16 protein-coding genes and 1 pseudogene are annotated in these 14,516 nt (G+C 66.0%); 11 read left to right on the top strand and 6 right to left on the bottom strand.

Going from position 1 to position 14,516, the window contains the following annotated elements; all coding sequences use genetic code 11:
* Positions 1-71 precede the first annotated feature (71 nt).
* Positions 72-777, top strand: a pseudogene (locus BST42_RS10675) (SDR family NAD(P)-dependent oxidoreductase).
* A 6-nt stretch (positions 778-783) separates the two neighbouring features.
* Here the strand turns inward: BST42_RS10675 and BST42_RS10670 are convergent.
* Entirely contained in the window at positions 784-2,283 is a 1,500-nt protein-coding gene (locus tag BST42_RS10670; protein ID WP_083118556.1) for an acyl-CoA carboxylase subunit beta, read from the bottom strand.
* A 62-nt stretch (positions 2,284-2,345) separates the two neighbouring features.
* Between BST42_RS10670 and BST42_RS10665 the strand changes: the two genes are divergently transcribed.
* From BST42_RS10665 to BST42_RS10655, 3 genes are all read left to right on the top strand, one after another.
* Positions 2,346-3,374 carry an LLM class F420-dependent oxidoreductase gene (locus tag BST42_RS10665; protein ID WP_083118555.1) on the top strand — a complete coding sequence of 343 codons (1,029 nt, stop codon included), beginning with the start codon at positions 2,346-2,348 and terminating at the stop codon, positions 3,372-3,374.
* Positions 3,375-3,472: 98 nt separating this feature from the next.
* Positions 3,473-4,828 carry an HNH endonuclease signature motif containing protein gene (locus BST42_RS10660; RefSeq protein ID WP_083118554.1) on the top strand — a complete coding sequence of 452 codons (1,356 nt, stop codon included), beginning with the start codon at positions 3,473-3,475 and terminating at the stop codon, positions 4,826-4,828.
* 42 nt (positions 4,829-4,870) lie between these two features.
* A complete protein-coding gene (locus BST42_RS10655; RefSeq protein WP_083118553.1) occupies positions 4,871-5,962 on the top strand; it encodes an alkene reductase in 1,092 nt (363 codons plus the stop codon).
* Here the strand turns inward: BST42_RS10655 and BST42_RS10650 are convergent.
* Complete coding sequence (locus BST42_RS10650; RefSeq protein ID WP_083118552.1) at positions 5,935-6,423, bottom strand: DUF2834 domain-containing protein; 489 nt, start codon at positions 6,421-6,423, stop codon at positions 5,935-5,937. The two genes, BST42_RS10655 and BST42_RS10650, sit on opposite strands and share 28 nt — an antisense overlap.
* 74 nt (positions 6,424-6,497) lie before the next feature.
* On the opposite strand from BST42_RS10650, the gene BST42_RS10645 reads away from it, so the two are divergent.
* Complete coding sequence (locus tag BST42_RS10645; protein WP_083118551.1) at positions 6,498-7,097, top strand: TetR/AcrR family transcriptional regulator; 600 nt, start codon at positions 6,498-6,500, stop codon at positions 7,095-7,097.
* A gap of 10 nt (positions 7,098-7,107) precedes the next feature.
* On the opposite strand, the gene BST42_RS10640 is transcribed toward BST42_RS10645, so the two are convergent.
* Both BST42_RS10640 and BST42_RS10635 read right to left on the bottom strand, forming a co-directional pair.
* Entirely contained in the window at positions 7,108-8,322 is a 1,215-nt protein-coding gene (locus BST42_RS10640) for an enhanced intracellular survival protein Eis (RefSeq protein WP_264048197.1), read from the bottom strand.
* Between the two features lie 60 nt (positions 8,323-8,382).
* The gene (locus BST42_RS10635) at positions 8,383-9,363 is read right to left on the bottom strand and encodes a cation diffusion facilitator family transporter (RefSeq protein ID WP_083118549.1); all 981 of its coding nucleotides are present in this window, start codon (positions 9,361-9,363) and stop codon (positions 8,383-8,385) included.
* Between the two features lie 32 nt (positions 9,364-9,395).
* Between BST42_RS10635 and BST42_RS10630 the strand changes: the two genes are divergently transcribed.
* The gene (locus tag BST42_RS10630; protein ID WP_083118548.1) at positions 9,396-9,788 is read left to right on the top strand and encodes a nuclear transport factor 2 family protein; all 393 of its coding nucleotides are present in this window, start codon (positions 9,396-9,398) and stop codon (positions 9,786-9,788) included.
* 50 nt (positions 9,789-9,838) lie between these two features.
* Positions 9,839-10,252 carry a hypothetical protein gene (locus tag BST42_RS29595; protein ID WP_165760821.1) on the top strand — a complete coding sequence of 138 codons (414 nt, stop codon included), beginning with the start codon at positions 9,839-9,841 and terminating at the stop codon, positions 10,250-10,252.
* Here BST42_RS29595 and BST42_RS10625 read toward each other — a convergent pair.
* Positions 10,135-10,488, bottom strand: coding sequence for a UBP-type zinc finger domain-containing protein (locus BST42_RS10625; RefSeq protein ID WP_083118547.1), 354 nt, complete (start codon positions 10,486-10,488; stop codon positions 10,135-10,137). The genes BST42_RS29595 and BST42_RS10625 overlap by 118 nt on opposite strands.
* A gap of 92 nt (positions 10,489-10,580) precedes the next feature.
* Here BST42_RS10625 and BST42_RS10620 point away from each other — a divergent pair, with 92 nt between their 5' ends.
* From BST42_RS10620 to BST42_RS10605, 4 genes are read left to right on the top strand one after another with little or no spacing between them, the layout of a single operon-like run.
* Positions 10,581-11,021, top strand: a complete 441-nt coding sequence (locus BST42_RS10620; protein ID WP_083118863.1) for an SRPBCC family protein — start codon at positions 10,581-10,583, stop codon at positions 11,019-11,021.
* Positions 11,022-11,055: 34 nt separating this feature from the next.
* Positions 11,056-11,499 carry an SRPBCC family protein gene (locus tag BST42_RS10615; RefSeq protein WP_083118546.1) on the top strand — a complete coding sequence of 148 codons (444 nt, stop codon included), beginning with the start codon at positions 11,056-11,058 and terminating at the stop codon, positions 11,497-11,499.
* Between the two features lie 14 nt (positions 11,500-11,513).
* A complete protein-coding gene (locus BST42_RS10610) occupies positions 11,514-12,593 on the top strand; it encodes a CaiB/BaiF CoA transferase family protein (RefSeq protein ID WP_083118545.1) in 1,080 nt (359 codons plus the stop codon).
* 59 nt (positions 12,594-12,652) lie between these two features.
* The gene (locus BST42_RS10605) at positions 12,653-13,105 is read left to right on the top strand and encodes an SRPBCC family protein (protein ID WP_083118544.1); all 453 of its coding nucleotides are present in this window, start codon (positions 12,653-12,655) and stop codon (positions 13,103-13,105) included.
* A gap of 3 nt (positions 13,106-13,108) precedes the next feature.
* Here BST42_RS10605 and BST42_RS10600 read toward each other — a convergent pair whose 3' ends face one another.
* The gene (locus tag BST42_RS10600; protein ID WP_083118543.1) at positions 13,109-14,323 is read right to left on the bottom strand and encodes a pyridoxal phosphate-dependent aminotransferase; all 1,215 of its coding nucleotides are present in this window, start codon (positions 14,321-14,323) and stop codon (positions 13,109-13,111) included.
* Positions 14,324-14,516: the final 193 nt, after the last annotated feature.

The raw sequence follows: 14,516 nt of genomic DNA, 5'->3' as shown, positions 1-14,516 counted from the left end.
CATACGGTGGAGAAGTCAACATGACCGACCGGTCAGGTTATCCCCCCGGCCTCGAATCACGCGGAGAACAGATGAAATTGGCAGGTTCCACAGCTTTGGTCACCGGCTCCAATCGCGGAATCGGGGCGCAGTTCACGACTGAACTGCTCCGTCGCGGGGCCAGGGTGTACGCCACGGCCCGAGCTCGTCGACATTCCGGGGGCCGAGGTACTGCGCCTGGACATCCTCGACCCGGAATCGGTGCGCTCCGCCGCCGAGATCGCCGGCGACGTCGACGTCCTGATCAACAACGCCGCCGATACCGCGGGCGGCAACCTGGTAACGGGCGACCTGGCGGCCGTCAGGCGGGTGATGGAGTCCAACTACTTCGGCACACTGAACGTCATCCGGGCGTTCGCGCCGGTTCTCGCACGCAACGGCGGCGGAGCCATCGTGAACGTGCTGTCGGCGGCCGCGTGGCTCACTGTGGACGGCAACACCGCCTACGCTGCGGCCAAGTCGGCCGAATGGGGTCTCACCAACGGTGTGCGCGTCGAATTGGCAAGTCAGGGAACGCAAGTCGTCGGTCTGATGCCAGGACTCATCGGAACCGAGACATTGTTCGACTTCGCGCGCAGTGCCGGAATCGAGTTCCCCGACGGTTCGGTCACCGAACCTGCCGCACTCGTCGAGTTGGCCCTCGACGGGCTGGAAGCAGGCGATATCGAGATCGCCGACGCGATCGGTTTGCGGGCCAAGGCCACCTTGTCCGGGCCACCGCAAGCCTTTGTGCTCTGAGGGTGGCTAGGGCGTGATCACCGTCCGGCTCACCGGCTCCGCCACTTCCTGACGGCTGAAGATGCCGCGCTGCAGGGCGAGGACCAATGCGTTGCGGGTCTCCTCCGGCGAGATGAGTTCATCGAAGCCGAGGCTGCCTGCCGAACGGTAGGAGGCCTCGAGTTCCATGCTTTTGAGAATCTCGGTGACGTCTTCGTTGGCGTGTGAGGCGCGACTCAACGCGGCCGCGCTCATCGCCCCCATGGTGGCTCCGGGGTAGGCGAATGTCGCCACCTGATTGTCGAAACCCAAGAGCGACATCACCATCGATCCGAACCCGAACGCTTTGCGCAGGGTGACATGCAGCTTCAACGTCGTCGCTGCCGTCTGGGCGGCGAACATCCTTGCTCCGCTTCGGAGTACGCCGTTGCGCTCGGACTGGCTGCCCGGCAGCATGCCGGGGTTGTCGGCCAGGAACACGATCGGCAGGTGGAACGAGTCGGCGACCATGATGAAATGCGCAGCTTTGTCGGCGGCGTCGGCGTCGATCGACCCGGCCAGCTCGGTGGGCTGATTCGCGACGACCGCAACGGGATAGCCGCCGAGGTGCGCCAGCGCGCAGATGATGGCCTGGCCGAACTTCGGCTGGATCTCGAACCAGTCCGGCTCGTCGAAGACGATGTCGAGGACAGTGCGCATGTCGTAGATGTTGCGGTTGTCACGAGAGATGATGTCGAGAAGCTCGGGGGTAGGGCGAGGCCCGGCTTCCTCGTCGTACAACCGAGTCGGGGGATACGACCACGCACTGGACGGGAAGTAGGACAGGTAGCGCCGGATGTCGTCGAGTACCGCCTCATCGCTGTCGGCGACATTGTGGATCACACCGCTGGGCAGCGCGACCGTCGGTCCGCCAAGCTCCTCCTTCGAAATGTCTTCGCCGGTCGCCTCTTTGACGACCGGAGGGCCTGCGGTGAAGATTGCACCCTGCTCGCTCATGATCGAGAAGTCGCAGACCGGAGCCACGAGTGCGCCGTGGCCCGCCGATGGGCCCAGTACGGCGGAGATGGTCGGAACCTTGCCTGAGCAACGCGCCTGCGCGATCAGATCGGTCGGTGTGCGGCCATAGTGTTCGCCGCCGGCGGCGCGGAAACCGGCCCCTTCCAACAACATCACCAACGGGATCTTGTTGCGTAGCGCGAGCTCGGCGAGCCGATAGCGCTTGGCATTGCCGCCAGGACCGATGCTGCCTGCCAGGGTGGTGAAGTCCTCGGCGCCCACCATGACCGGCGTCCCGTCGACGCGACCCGCACCCGCAACCAAGCCGTCCGCCGCGACCTCGCCACCGACGAGGGTGCCGAACTCTTGGAAGCTGCCGGGGTCGAGGAGGTGGTCGATGCGCGCGCGGGCGTCGAGCTTTCCCTTGCCGTGGTGCTTGGCCAGGCGTTCCTCGCCGCCCATGGAATGCGCATGCTGACGGCGTCGGCTCAGGTCGTGGAGCGTCTCCTGCCAGTCCTGCGCATTGCTCATCGACGTGTCCTTACCGTGGCGGCGTTGACCATACTGAATTGCTTACTGTAGCGTCTGCCGACATGGGCGAGGTCGGCAGTCTCAAAGTCGACCGAGGGGTGATCAGCCGGCTTGCCGGCGTTGTCGACGGGGCCCGCGAGGTCGAGCGGCTCGGTTACGACGGGTGCTGGACGGCGGAGATCAACCATGACCCTTTCCTTCCTCTGACGCTGGCGGCAGAGCACACCACGCAGATCGAATTGGGAACGTCGATCGCGGTGGCCTTCGCCCGCAATCCGATGACCGTGGCCAACATCGGGTGGGATCTACAGGACTACTCACGCGGTCGGCTCCTGCTCGGACTGGGAACGCAGATCAAACCGCACATCGAGAAGCGGTTCAGCATGCCGTGGAGCCATCCCGTCCGACGCATGGGCGAGTTCGTCACTGCGCTGCACGAGATTTGGGCCAGTTGGCGCGACGGCACCAAGCTGAGGTTCGATGGCGAGTTCTACACCCATCGGCTCATGACACCGATGTTCGTCCCCGAACCGCACCCGTACGGGTCGCCGAAGGTGATGATCGCCGCCGTCGGTGAATTGATGACGCAGATGTGCGGCGAGGTGGCCGACGGTCTGATCGCGCACGCCTTCACCACCAAGCGGTATTTCGACGAGGTGACGATTCCTGCATTGCAGCGGGGGCTGGCCACGTCGGGGCGCGCCCGCCACGAATTTCAGATTATGGCACCGGTATTCGTGGTGACCGGTGCGGATGAGGCCGAGATGGCGGCCGCGGCGGCAGCCTCGCGTAAACAGATCGCGTTCTACGCCTCCACGCCCGCTTACCGAAAGGTGTTGGAGCTGCACGGCTGGGGCGATCTGCAGACCGAGTTGCACCGCCTGTCGCTGGACGGCCAGTGGGACACGATGGCGACGCTGATCTCAGATGAGATCCTGTCCACGTTCGCGGTTGTGGCGCCCCTGGACGGTCTGGCTGCCGCGCTGCGGGAGCGCTGCGACGGGATCATCGACCGGGTGATGATCGGGTTGCCGTCGTCCGCGTCTGATGACACCGCACGTGCGTTTCTCGATGAGGTGCGCGCGGGCTGAGTTCTTCTGGGGCTCAGTGGTTTATCCCCAGATCCGACTTCATCCACAGATCGATTTCGACGTCTGTTTTTGTCGGTTGCCCGGGATAAAATTCCAACATGCTTTCGATCGAGGTGGGTGAGGCGCTCGACGCGATCGATGCGGCGTTGTCCACGTTGTCGAAGGTGGATGTGGCCGGGCTTGCGGTGATGGATGTGTTGGAGTTGGCCGCCCGGTGTGAGAAGGCGACCCGCCATCACGATGTGGTGCGCTACGACCTCAGTCATGAGTTGCATCGGCGTGAGGTCAGCGAGATCGGTGGTAAGCCGGGCAAGGTGCTGGCCGATTGGTTGCGGATCACGCCGGCGGAGGCCAAGCGCCGCGCCGAGGTAGTTGAGCCTCTGAGCCCGCGCACCGCGTTGAGCGGGGAGCCGCTGGCGCCGCGTCAGCCCGGTACGGCGCAGGCGTGGCGCGACGGGAACCTCGATGGCGAGCATGTGCGGATCATTGCGAAGTTCCTCGCACAGTTGCCCTTTGATGTGCCCGCCGAGGTCCGTGACGGCGCCGAGCTGTTCCTGGCCGAGAAGGCGACACAGATGCGCCCGGATCAATTGAGCCGGGTGGCGCATCGGTTGGCGTTGGAGATCAACCCGGACGGTCAGTTCTCCGATGAGGACCGAGCCCGCAAACGCTCCGCGGTGGCGGGCCGCCAACAGCCCGACGGGATGACCGAGATCCGGATCAATGCCACCCCGGAGATGATGTCTTACGTCGAGGCGGTGTTCGCCAAGTTCGCTGCCCCGGGCATGTGCAACCCGGCCGATCAAACCGCGGTCACCGAGGGTGAGCCTACCCACGAACAGGCACAAGTGGATTCTCGTACGATCGGGCAGCGCCAGCATGATGCGTTGATGGCGATGTTGCGCAGCGCCCTCGGTGATCCGAAACTCGGGCAGCACAACGGCCTACCCGTCACCGTGATCGTGTCGACCACCTTGCAGGAACTGCAGAACGCGACCGGCCACGGCATCACCGGCGGCGGCACGATGCTGCCGATCACCGACGTCATCCGGATGGCCCGGCACAGCTACCACTACCTGACCATCTTCGACGGAGTCACCGGCCAAGCCTTGTGGTTGGGCCGCACCAAACGCATCGCCTCGGCCGATCAACGAATTGTGTTGCACGCCAGAGATCGAGGATGCACCAAGCCGGGTTGCACGGTGCCCGGATATGCCACCCAAGTCCACCACGCCGCCAAAGACTGGAAACACGGCGGCGCCACCGATATCGACGAATTGGCCTTCGCCTGCCCACCGGATAATCAGCTCGTGGAAACCGGCGGCTGGACGACCCGCAAACTCGCAGGCGGCGACACCGAATGGATCCCACCGCCACACCTACCGATGCTGATCGGCGGGGTCAACGACTATCACCACCCTGAACGTTTCCTGCCGAAAGACGAGGATCCGTGAGGCCGGGGAATGAATGGAGCCTCGTGGGGCTTGTAGGCAAGCATGACGTTCACGCTGACCGACGACTCAGCCCTGCTCCAGCCGATCACCATCGGGGCGAACACCGCGCGGAATCGCCTCTTCATGGCGCCGCTCACCCGGTCGCGCGCCCAACCGGACGGCACGCCGAGCGACCTGCAGGTCGAGTACTACGCGCAGCGTGCGTCGGCCGGGCTGATCATCAGCGAAGCCACCGCCATCTCCCAGGCGGGCAACGGGGCCTACGTCAACACCCCTGGCATCTACACCGACAGCCAGCAGGAGAAGTGGGCCGAGGTGGCTTCCGCCGTGCACGCCCAAGACGGGTTGATGTTCATGCAGATCTGGCACGTCGGCCGGATGGCGCACCCGGACATCAGTGGTGCGGAGTCGGTGGCGCCGTCCGCAATCGCGGCGAAAATGCTCGCCCACACCCCGACCGGCAAGAAGCCGCTGCCGGTGCCGCGGGCGTTGGCTACCGACGAAATCGCCGGAGTGGTAGCGCAATTCCGCGCTGCCGCACGCCGCGCTGTCGACGCGGGCCTGGACGGCGTCGAAATCCATTCCGCCAACGGCTATCTCCTGCACCAATTCTTGGCCGACGCCACCAACACCCGCACCGACCGGTACGGCGGATCGGCAGAGAACCGGGCTCGGCTGACCGCGGAGGTCGTCGAAGCGGTCGCCGCCGAGATCGGTGCCGATCGGGTCGGTCTGCGCATCTCGCCCGGGAACGGGGCCGGTGATGTCAACGAGGTCGACACCGTCTCGGCCTATGAGGCTCTGCTGGAACGCATTTCGCCGCTGGGTCTGGCGTACCTGCACGTCCTGATCAATCCCGACTCTCCGGAGTTCGGAATCGTGCGGGCGCTGTGGTCAGGACCGTTCGTCCTGAACACCGGTCGCGAAGTCGACACCAGCTTCTGCGAGCTGGAGAACCTGGCCGACTGGGGTGCCATCAGCGCCGCCGCGGTCGGCCGGGCATACCTGGCCAATCCCGACCTCATCGAACGGCTGCGCACCGGTGCCGAGCTGACCGAGCCCGACGTGGCGACGTTTTACTCGCCGGGCCCGGCGGGTTACGTCGACTACCCGACGCTGGCGCCGACTGCCTGAGCTGACTTCTCGTGCAGCCGCTGGCGTTCGACGGTGGCGAGATAGAACGCCCACGCGAAAGCGAAGCTGGTGAACAGACTCGACACGAAGAACAGCCACGGCCGGCGAATCCCGCGCCGGTAACCGTCGACGATCGTGAACAGCGGCAGCAGGATCACATTGCCGATCGTGTAGTCCTGGCTGGCTGACGCCGCTGCCGGGTTGTCGTAGCCCAACGTGATGAATTGCCACCAGCTGCCCGCGCCGGTGAACACGTTGCCCGAGCCGTCGGCGTATTGATGCACGAACTGAATGTTGAAGTACCAGCCCAGCGCCACCGACGCGATGCCCACCAGGTAGTACACGATCTCGAGGGCACTGACCGCGGGACCGTTGGCCGGCCGGCGGAATACCGCCGAATTGGATCCGATGATCCACGCGATGACGAGAACGGCCAGCACTGCATGAACGAGGAGCGTCATGGCTTCGTAACTGTAGTGAAGTTGGGTAATCGTTTTGTCAATTTTGACAATTCTTTTTGAGGTAGGTTACCTCCGTGGTTCGCCCTGCTCAGACAGCGCGCAGCGAGCGCACGCGCGACGCCCTGCGCCGTGCGGCGCTCGTGCGTTTTCTGGCCCAGGGTGTCGAGGACACCTCCGCTGAGCAGATCGCCGACGACGCGGGGGTATCACTGCGCACCTTCTACCGGCACTTCACCTCCAAGCACGACCTGCTGTTCGCCGACTATGACGTCGGGTTGGAGTGGTTCCGGGCCGCCCTGCAGGCCCGCTCGCCCGGAGAATCGATCATCGAGTCGGTGCAATCGGCCATCGACGCCTCGCCGTATGACCCCGAAGCCGTCGCGCAGATCGCGGCGCTGCGGGCCAAGGAACTCGACGCGGGTCGAATCGTTCGGCACACCCGCCAGGTGGAGGCCGAATTCGCCGACGCCATTGCAGACCAGCTGTCGCAGAGCGCCCCGGCCACCACGCCCGACGAGCGTCTGCGGGTGATCGTGACGGCACGGTGCATCGCCGCCGCGGTCTTCGGTGCGATGGAACTCTGGATGATCGGCGAAGACACGTCACTGGCCGAATTGGGCAGGCTGTGCCGCACCGCGTTGGAGTCGTTGCGCAAGGGCATCATCGACGAGTGACCGGGTCGGGTCAGAACCCGAAGCCGAGTTCGGCGGGGACCTCGGACCCGAAGGCGAGATCGAGCCCGCGAAGCAGTTGTGGATCCGGACACTGCAGGCGATGTGCCGCCGCGAACACCGACGGCCGGTGCGCCCCGAGATAGATGCTGCCCAGTATCGAAAGATCAAGGCGCACATCGGCTGGCGCGTCACTGGGCACGCACCGGGCGCGGCCGTCGGAGATGCTCAGAAGATAGCGGCCCCCGCCGCCGAGCTCATCGTCCGAGACGTCCAGGACGGCCGTGACCTCATGGAGGTACGAGCGGGCCTCCAACACTGCGGGGATGTCGATGATCCGCAGCCATAACGCATCCTCGGTGTTGACCGTGCGCATCCGGCGGGGGTCGGCGAGCAGGTACCGCAGCGGATCGCCGGGATGAATGTCGGCTGTGATGGACGTCATCAGATCGAGTCCGAGCAGCGTCTGCCACAACGCGATGTGGGCGTCCGGGGTCACCGCGGTGAACTTGGTGACCTCGACGGACTTCGTTTCCGCGACGTGCGTGCGATACATGACAAAGCCGTCGGCATGCAGCAGTGCGAACAGCGGGCTACCACCGCGGCGGGCGGATTCGCGATCTGCCAGAACCTCATCCCACAGGGCCGCGGGCGTGTGCAGCCCGCCAGGAGTGCGCCTGCGCCATCGCTCATAGATGTCGGCGAGCTGGTCGCGGTGGGTGACCGGGTCGACCACCCGAACCCCGCCCATGCGGGGGACGGAGCTGTGCATTTCGGCGCCTCGGCGATCGACCGACACGCTGATCTCATCGGTGGCCGGCCCGTATCCGAACCGGCTGTAGATGGTGGCTTCGCTGGCCAGTAGAGCGGCGATCGGGTACCCCGCGCGCGTGATCCAGTTGTGCAGCTCGACGAACATCGCCCGCAGTACACCGCGCCGGCGGTGCGTCGGGGCGACCGCCACCCACGTGATGCCGGCAGCGCGCAGAAGTTTCCCGCCCGGCACCGTCAGCTCCAGATCCAACGGCAGCGCCATGCCGACGAGATCGGCACCGTCACAGGCGATCACCACGCCGTCGCGCGCGGCCATCGACCGCCAGACAGCCGTGGTTTCGGCGTCACGGAAGGACCCGAAGCAGGTGGCTGCCAACCGTCTCATCGCCGGCCAGTCGTCATCGCCGGCGAATCGCAACGTCACATCGGGGGATGTCGAAATCGGGCCGGCCACACCTGCGACGCTGTCACATCCTCGGTCGAATCGCATTCGGATTTTTCCGAGGGTCGAGGCTCAGTGGCGCACGGTGTCGTCGAGTTCGGCCGGCTCCGCGATCGTCAACACGGCATCGACGATATGCGGGTTGGCCTCGAGCTTGCCCTCCAGCTCGCGCAGGGTGTGCGCGATTCGCGACTCGATCTGATCGCCCACCAGGTCCACGCTGGCCACCACGAAAAGCTGTCGTGGCCCGACGAATTCGAGCCGAACGAAGCGCACCGACGCCACTTCGTCGAGCGCCTCGATCCGCGCGACCACGGCGTCACGAAGTTGTGGGGTCCCCGGCTCTCCGGTCAGGAACCCGCGATTGCGGTCGATCAGCAGCACCGCCACCACGCCGAGCAGCAGCCCCACCAGAATCGAGCCGACCGCATCCCAGGCCGCCACCCCGGTCAGCTGATGTAGACCGATACCGGCACCGGCCAGCACGATGCCGATCAACGCGGCTGTGTCCTCGGCGAACACCGCGCGCACCGTGGGATCGGACGTCTGCATCGCGTACTCGAGCACTTCGCGGTCCATCACATGAGCAGCGGTGCGTAGCTGTCGCACGGCCTGCGTCAACGAGATGCCCTCCATGACAAGCGCGATCCCCAGCACCACATAGGCCACCAGGTAGTGCTCATCGGCAGGCCGGTCGTCGAGCAGTTCGTTGACCCCGCGCCACACCGAGACCGTCCCGCCGACGACGAACAGTCCGACTGCCGCCAGCAGCGACCAGACGTAGGCCTCCCGGCCGTAGCCGAGCGGGCGCTCCCGGTCCGCGGCACGACTGGCGCGGCGATTGGCGATCATCAGAAACGCCTGGTTGCCGGTGTCGGCCCACGAGTGCGCGGCCTCCGCCGCCATCGATGCGGACCCGGACATCACACCCGCGAGCGTCTTGGCCACCGCGACGACCAGGTTGGCGCCGAACGCGATGGCCACCGTCTTCGTGCTCTCACCCTGCGCCGCGCCGGCCGCGTCTTCACCGAGGAGGTTCTTCGTCGCAGTCATCCCCGCTGGGGTACCCGTGGCATGCTGACCACATGCATGCGTTCCGCGCCGCCGTCGAAGCCGGTGATTTCGATGCCCTGCCCGCTCTCTGCGCCGAGGACGTGGTCTTCCGCAGCCCGATCGCGCACAAGCCCTACCAGGGCCGCGACCAGATCGGCGTCATCCTGCGGGCGGTCTCGCGAGTGTTCGCCGACCTCACCTACGTGAAGGAGATCGGCGGCGAAGGCCAGGCCGACCACGCGCTGGTGTTCGTCGCCAAGGTCGGCGACCTCGAGATCAACGGCTGTGACTTCCTGCACGTCCGCGAGGACGGGCTCATCGACGAGTTCACCGTGATGCTGCGCCCGCTGAAGGCCGTCACGAAATTCGCCGAGCTGATGGCCGTGGAATTTGAAAAGGAAATGGCCGCCGCCGGATTGGCGTAATCCTCGGCGTGGGTCCGCACATCCGCCGCGCCGGCGGAGCACTATGAGGCATGGCGCGGATCGGCGACGACTCCCTGATCGTCCGCGGTGAATTGCGTCCCGACGGCACTTGGCTTTTCACCATCCGGTACATCGTGCACTTCGAGGCGGGAGAGCTCGGCACCCGATTCGCGGACTCGGTGCAAGTGTCCGCGGACGGCCGGGCGACCCCCGTTCCGTTCGTCGCGTGTGGCCGCTCGGTGCTGCGCAAAAAGCGGGTCATCGTCGACGACGAGACATTGGCTTCCCGCGACGACCTCTACGCGACCGTGTGCGTGCGGCCCCGCGGCGGCGCCGACGCGCTGACTCAGTCGGCGCGGCTGCGCAGGATCTCCACCCAGTCGCTCGGTACCCGGCCGCGCGGACCCGGGGTGGTCTCCTCGGACGGCCGGCTCTCCGGCGGGGCCAGATCCGGACCGTCGTAGTACTGGTTGGTCTGGTAGTCCCAAAACCAGTCCTCACCCGGCTCGAACGATCTGATGATCGGATGTCCACTCGACCGCCAGTGCGCGGCGGCATGCCGCATCAGCGAATCGTCGCAACAGCCGATATGCCCGCAGGCGGCGCAGCGCCGCAGGTGCACCCACCATCCGCCGGCGGCGTCGCATTCGACGCATCCGGTGCCACTCGGTGGAACCGACGGATCTACCGCTTCAGCCATGTCTGCGAGCTTAGGGGACGCGGCCGCGAAAACAGTTGGCCCTCACGGGAGAACTCACGTGCAAATCGTCCGCACCAACTATGGTCACGCCCATGGCAGTCAAAGATTCCCGCGAGGTCGTGATCGAGGCCAGTCCCGAAGCGATCCTCGATGTCATCGCCGATGTCGAATCGACACCCACCTGGTCGCCGCAGTACCAGAGCGCAGAGGTGCTGGAGGCCTACGACGACGGCAGACCACACAAGGTGAAGATGAAGATCAAGGCGGCGGGTCTGACCGACGAGCAGATCGTCGAATACACCTGGGCCGACAACGAGGTGAGCTGGACGCTGGTCAAGGCCGGCCAATTGCGTTCGCAGGACGCCAAGTACACGCTGACGCCCGACGGCGACAAGACCAAGTTGCGGTTCGACCTGTCGATCGACCTGGCGGTGCCGCTGCCCGGGTTCGTGGTCAAGCGCACCATCAAGGGTGCGATGGAGACCGCGACCGACGGACTGCGCAAGCAGGTGCTGAAGGTCAACAAGGGATAGTTTCGGAATCGCGCTCGCGGGCAATGGTGCGGACATGGCCGTCACCGAAACTCGCGAGGTCACCATCGAGGCGACGCCCGAGGAGATCCTCGCCGTGCTGTTCGACCTGGAGTCCCTGCCGAAGTGGTCGCAGGCGCACCAGAAGGTGGAGGTGCTCGAGCGAGACTCCGAGGGTCGCCCGAGCAAGTCCCGCCAGACGGTCAAGGTCGTCGGCATCAACGACGAGCAGGTGCTGGATTACGCCGTCCATGCCGACGGGGTCAGCTGGACCCTGGCCAGCTCCAAACAGCAACGCGCACAAGAGGGTCGATACACGCTGACCGCCGACGGTGAGTCGACGCGGGTTAGGTTCGAGCTGACCGTCGACCCGCTGGTTCCGCTGCCCGGGTTCGTGATCAAGCGCGGCGCCAAAGGTTTGATGGAGACCGCAACAGACGGGCTGCGCAAGCAGGTTCTGCGGACCAAGAAGAACGGCTGAGCTACCTTTCAGTCGTGACGAATACCGGACCCCTGGCCGGGGTGAGAGTGATCGAACTCGGCGGGATCGGCCCGGGCCCGCACGCCGGCATGATCCTGGCCGACCTGGGCGCAGACGTGGTGCGGGTGCGCAGACCTGGCGGGTTGCAGATGCCGCCGGAGAACGTCGACCTCATGCACCGCGGCAAGCGGGTCGTCGACCTGGACGTCAAGAACCAACCCGGCGCGCTGCTCGGCCTGGCGGCGAAAGCCGACGTGCTCCTGGACTGCTTCCGGCCCGGCACCTGTGAGCGCCTCGGCATCGGGCCCGACGACTGTGCGGCGGTCAACCCGCGGCTGATCTTCGCCCGCATCACCGGGTGGGGTCAGGACGGGCCGCTGGCGTCGACCGCCGGCCACGACATCAACTACCTGTCGCAGACCGGCGCGCTGAGCGCGATTGGCTACCGCGACCGGCCGCCGGTGGCACCGCTGAACCTCGTCGCGGACTTCGGCGGCGGCTCGATGCTGGTGCTGCTCGGCATCGTCGCCGCCCTCTACGAACGGGAGAAGTCCGGCCAGGGCCAGGTGATCGACGCGGCGATGGTCGATGGGGTTAGCGTGCTGGCCCAGATGATGTGGACGATGAAGGCGACCGGCTCGCTGGCAGACCAGCGTGAGTCCTTCCTGCTCGACGGCGGTGCACCGTTCTACCGCACCTATGAGACGTCCGACGGCGGGTACATGGCGGTCGGGTCGATCGAGCCCCAGTTCTTCGCCCAATTGCTGGCCGGGCTCGGGTTGCCGGCCGAAGATGTGCCCGGCCAATTCGAGCGGGACCGCTACCCCGAGATGCGTGAGCTCTTTGCGACGACCTTCGCCGATAAGACCCGTGCGGAGTGGACCGCGATCTTCGCAGGCACCGACGCGTGCGTCACGCCGGTGCTGAGCTGGACCGAGGCCGCCTGCAACGAGCATCTTCTGGCGCGCCGCACCGTTATTAACGTTGATGGCACCGACCAGGCAGCTCCGGCGCCGCGGTTTTCCCGCAGCGCCGCCGGACCGGTGGGGCAGCCGCCGCAAACCACCACATCGCTGGCCGACATAGATTGGTAATGGTTCAACTGGGCCAAAGCCGACACAGCGGGCCCACCGAGTAACTAAGTTTGCTGATTGTGGCGGTACGGGCATCGCGCGAGATCGTGATCGACGCCCCGCCGGAGGCCATCCTCGATGCCATCGCCGATATCGAGGCGGCGCCGACGTGGTCGTCGGTCCACAAGCATGCCCATGTCGTGGATCGCTATCCGGACGGACGGCCGCGGCGGGTCAAGGTCACCGTCAAGGTGCTCGGGATCATCGACCACGAAATCGTCGAATACCACTGGGGACCAGACTGGGTGGTTTGGGACGCCGACCGGACCGCGCAACAGCATGCCCAGCACGGCGAATACACCCTGCACCCCGAGGGTGAGGCGACCCGCGTCCGGTTCGATCTCACCCTGGAACCGTCCACACCGTTGCCGCACTTCCTGGTCAAGCGGGCGAAGAAAGCGGTCCTGATCGCCGCGACCGAAGGCCTCCGTGGCTTCGTACTCAGCGGCAAGGGATCGCTTCAGCGCGAATAGTCGCTAGGCGAGGTCGCGGCCGCGTGCTAGCGCGCCGAGCCTGCGGATCGCCTCGTCGAGAGTATCGTCGCGCTTGCAGAAGGCGAAGCGCACCAAGTGATTCCACTCGCCGATATGGGGAGAGTGTGGATCGCAGAACGCCGACATCGGGATTGCCGCGACCCCGGCTTTGGTAGGCAACTCCGCGCAGAACTGGGTGCTGTCGGAATAGCCGAGCGGCCGCGGGTCGGCGCACAGGAAGTAGGTGCCCGCGCTGTCGTGGACGCCGAAGCCCAACTCGGACAACGCCGTCGAGAGCCGATCCCGCTTGGCCTGCAATGAATCTCGCAGCGCACTCACCCAGGCCTCTTCGAAATTCAGCGCGTAGGCGACCGCGGGCTGAAACGGTGCGCCACCCACGTAAGTCAGGTATTGCTTGGCCGCCCGCACCCCGGCAATCAGATCCGGCCTGCCGCACACCCAGCCGATCTTCCAGCCGGTGCAGTTGAACATCTTGGCGGCACTGGAGATCGTCAGCGTGCGCTCGGCCATGCCGGGGTAGGCCGCCAGCGGCAGATGCTTTTTGTCGTCGAACACCAGATGCTCGTACACCTCATCGGTGATCACCAGCAGGTCGGCGTCGACCGCAAGTGCCGCCAGCGCCCGCAGGTCTCGGTCCGCGAGCACCATGCCGGTGGGGTTGTGCGGCGAGTTCACGATCAGCGCGCGGGTCTTCGGCGTCACCGCGGCGCGCAGGGCGTCGACGTCGAGGGCGAAGCCGCGGCCGTCGGGCACCAGCGGCACCGGCACCCGCCGGCTGCCGGCCATCGCGATGACAGGGGAGTAGGAGTCGTAGAACGGCTCGATCAACAGCACATCCGAGCCCGGCTCCACCAGGCCGAGGATGGCGGCCGCGATCGCCTCGGTGGCGCCAACGGTGACCAGCACCTCGGTCTCCGGGTCGTAGTCGACGTCGTACTGCCGCTTGCGCTGGGCGGCGATCGCCTCGCGCAGCGGGGCGATGCCCAGCCCGGGCGGGTATTGGTTGACGCCCTCGGCGATCGCCTTCTGCGCGGCCGCCAGCATCCCGGCCGGGCCGTCCTCGTCCGGGAAGCCCTGGCCCAGGTTCACCGCGCCGATCCGGGCGGCCAGTGCCGACATCTCGGCGAAGATCGTCACCGCGTACGGCTGCAACCGGTCGACCGGAGCCGGACGGCCGCCTTCATGCGAACCCGTCATGGTGCGGAGCTTAGCCGGAGGCTCGATTATCAGCGGTTTCGTCAATTCTCATCGGCAGTTGGGTTCACCGCACCGGCCTGACCTGAGCGACTGCCCAACCATCCGGTTGGGCGGCCTTGGTAGGCTTCGCGGGCAGAGGACGACTGTCGAGTAGGTCGTCACGCCCAATTCCGAACAGGACCTGGAGAAAACA

This window comes from Mycolicibacterium rhodesiae (assembly GCF_002086695.1).
Taxonomy (GTDB): domain Bacteria; phylum Actinomycetota; class Actinomycetes; order Mycobacteriales; family Mycobacteriaceae; genus Mycobacterium; species Mycobacterium rhodesiae.
Note: the sequence above shows the minus strand (reverse complement) of the source record. Positions and strands in the feature narration are given on the sequence as shown.

What these genes read in the sequence shown, in the direction of transcription:
- BST42_RS10665 (WP_083118555.1), top strand. Translation starts at nt 2,346, where the DNA reads ATGGGCGAGGTCGGCAGTCTCAAAGTCGACCGAGGGGTGATCAGCCGG.
- BST42_RS10635 (WP_083118549.1), bottom strand. Translation starts at nt 9,363, where the DNA reads ATGACTGCGACGAAGAACCTCCTCGGTGAAGACGCGGCCGGCGCGGCG.
- BST42_RS29595 (WP_165760821.1), top strand. Translation starts at nt 9,839, where the DNA reads ATGGCGCGGATCGGCGACGACTCCCTGATCGTCCGCGGTGAATTGCGT.
- BST42_RS10600 (WP_083118543.1), bottom strand. Translation starts at nt 14,323, where the DNA reads ATGACGGGTTCGCATGAAGGCGGCCGTCCGGCTCCGGTCGACCGGTTG.
- BST42_RS10630 (WP_083118548.1), top strand. Translation starts at nt 9,396, where the DNA reads ATGCATGCGTTCCGCGCCGCCGTCGAAGCCGGTGATTTCGATGCCCTG.
- BST42_RS10655 (WP_083118553.1), top strand. Translation starts at nt 4,871, where the DNA reads ATGACGTTCACGCTGACCGACGACTCAGCCCTGCTCCAGCCGATCACC.
- BST42_RS10670 (WP_083118556.1), bottom strand. Translation starts at nt 2,283, where the DNA reads ATGAGCAATGCGCAGGACTGGCAGGAGACGCTCCACGACCTGAGCCGA.
- BST42_RS10650 (WP_083118552.1), bottom strand. Translation starts at nt 6,423, where the DNA reads ATGACGCTCCTCGTTCATGCAGTGCTGGCCGTTCTCGTCATCGCGTGG.
- BST42_RS10660 (WP_083118554.1), top strand. Translation starts at nt 3,473, where the DNA reads ATGCTTTCGATCGAGGTGGGTGAGGCGCTCGACGCGATCGATGCGGCG.
- BST42_RS10620 (WP_083118863.1), top strand. Translation starts at nt 10,581, where the DNA reads ATGGCAGTCAAAGATTCCCGCGAGGTCGTGATCGAGGCCAGTCCCGAA.
- BST42_RS10625 (WP_083118547.1), bottom strand. Translation starts at nt 10,488, where the DNA reads ATGGCTGAAGCGGTAGATCCGTCGGTTCCACCGAGTGGCACCGGATGC.
- BST42_RS10615 (WP_083118546.1), top strand. Translation starts at nt 11,056, where the DNA reads ATGGCCGTCACCGAAACTCGCGAGGTCACCATCGAGGCGACGCCCGAG.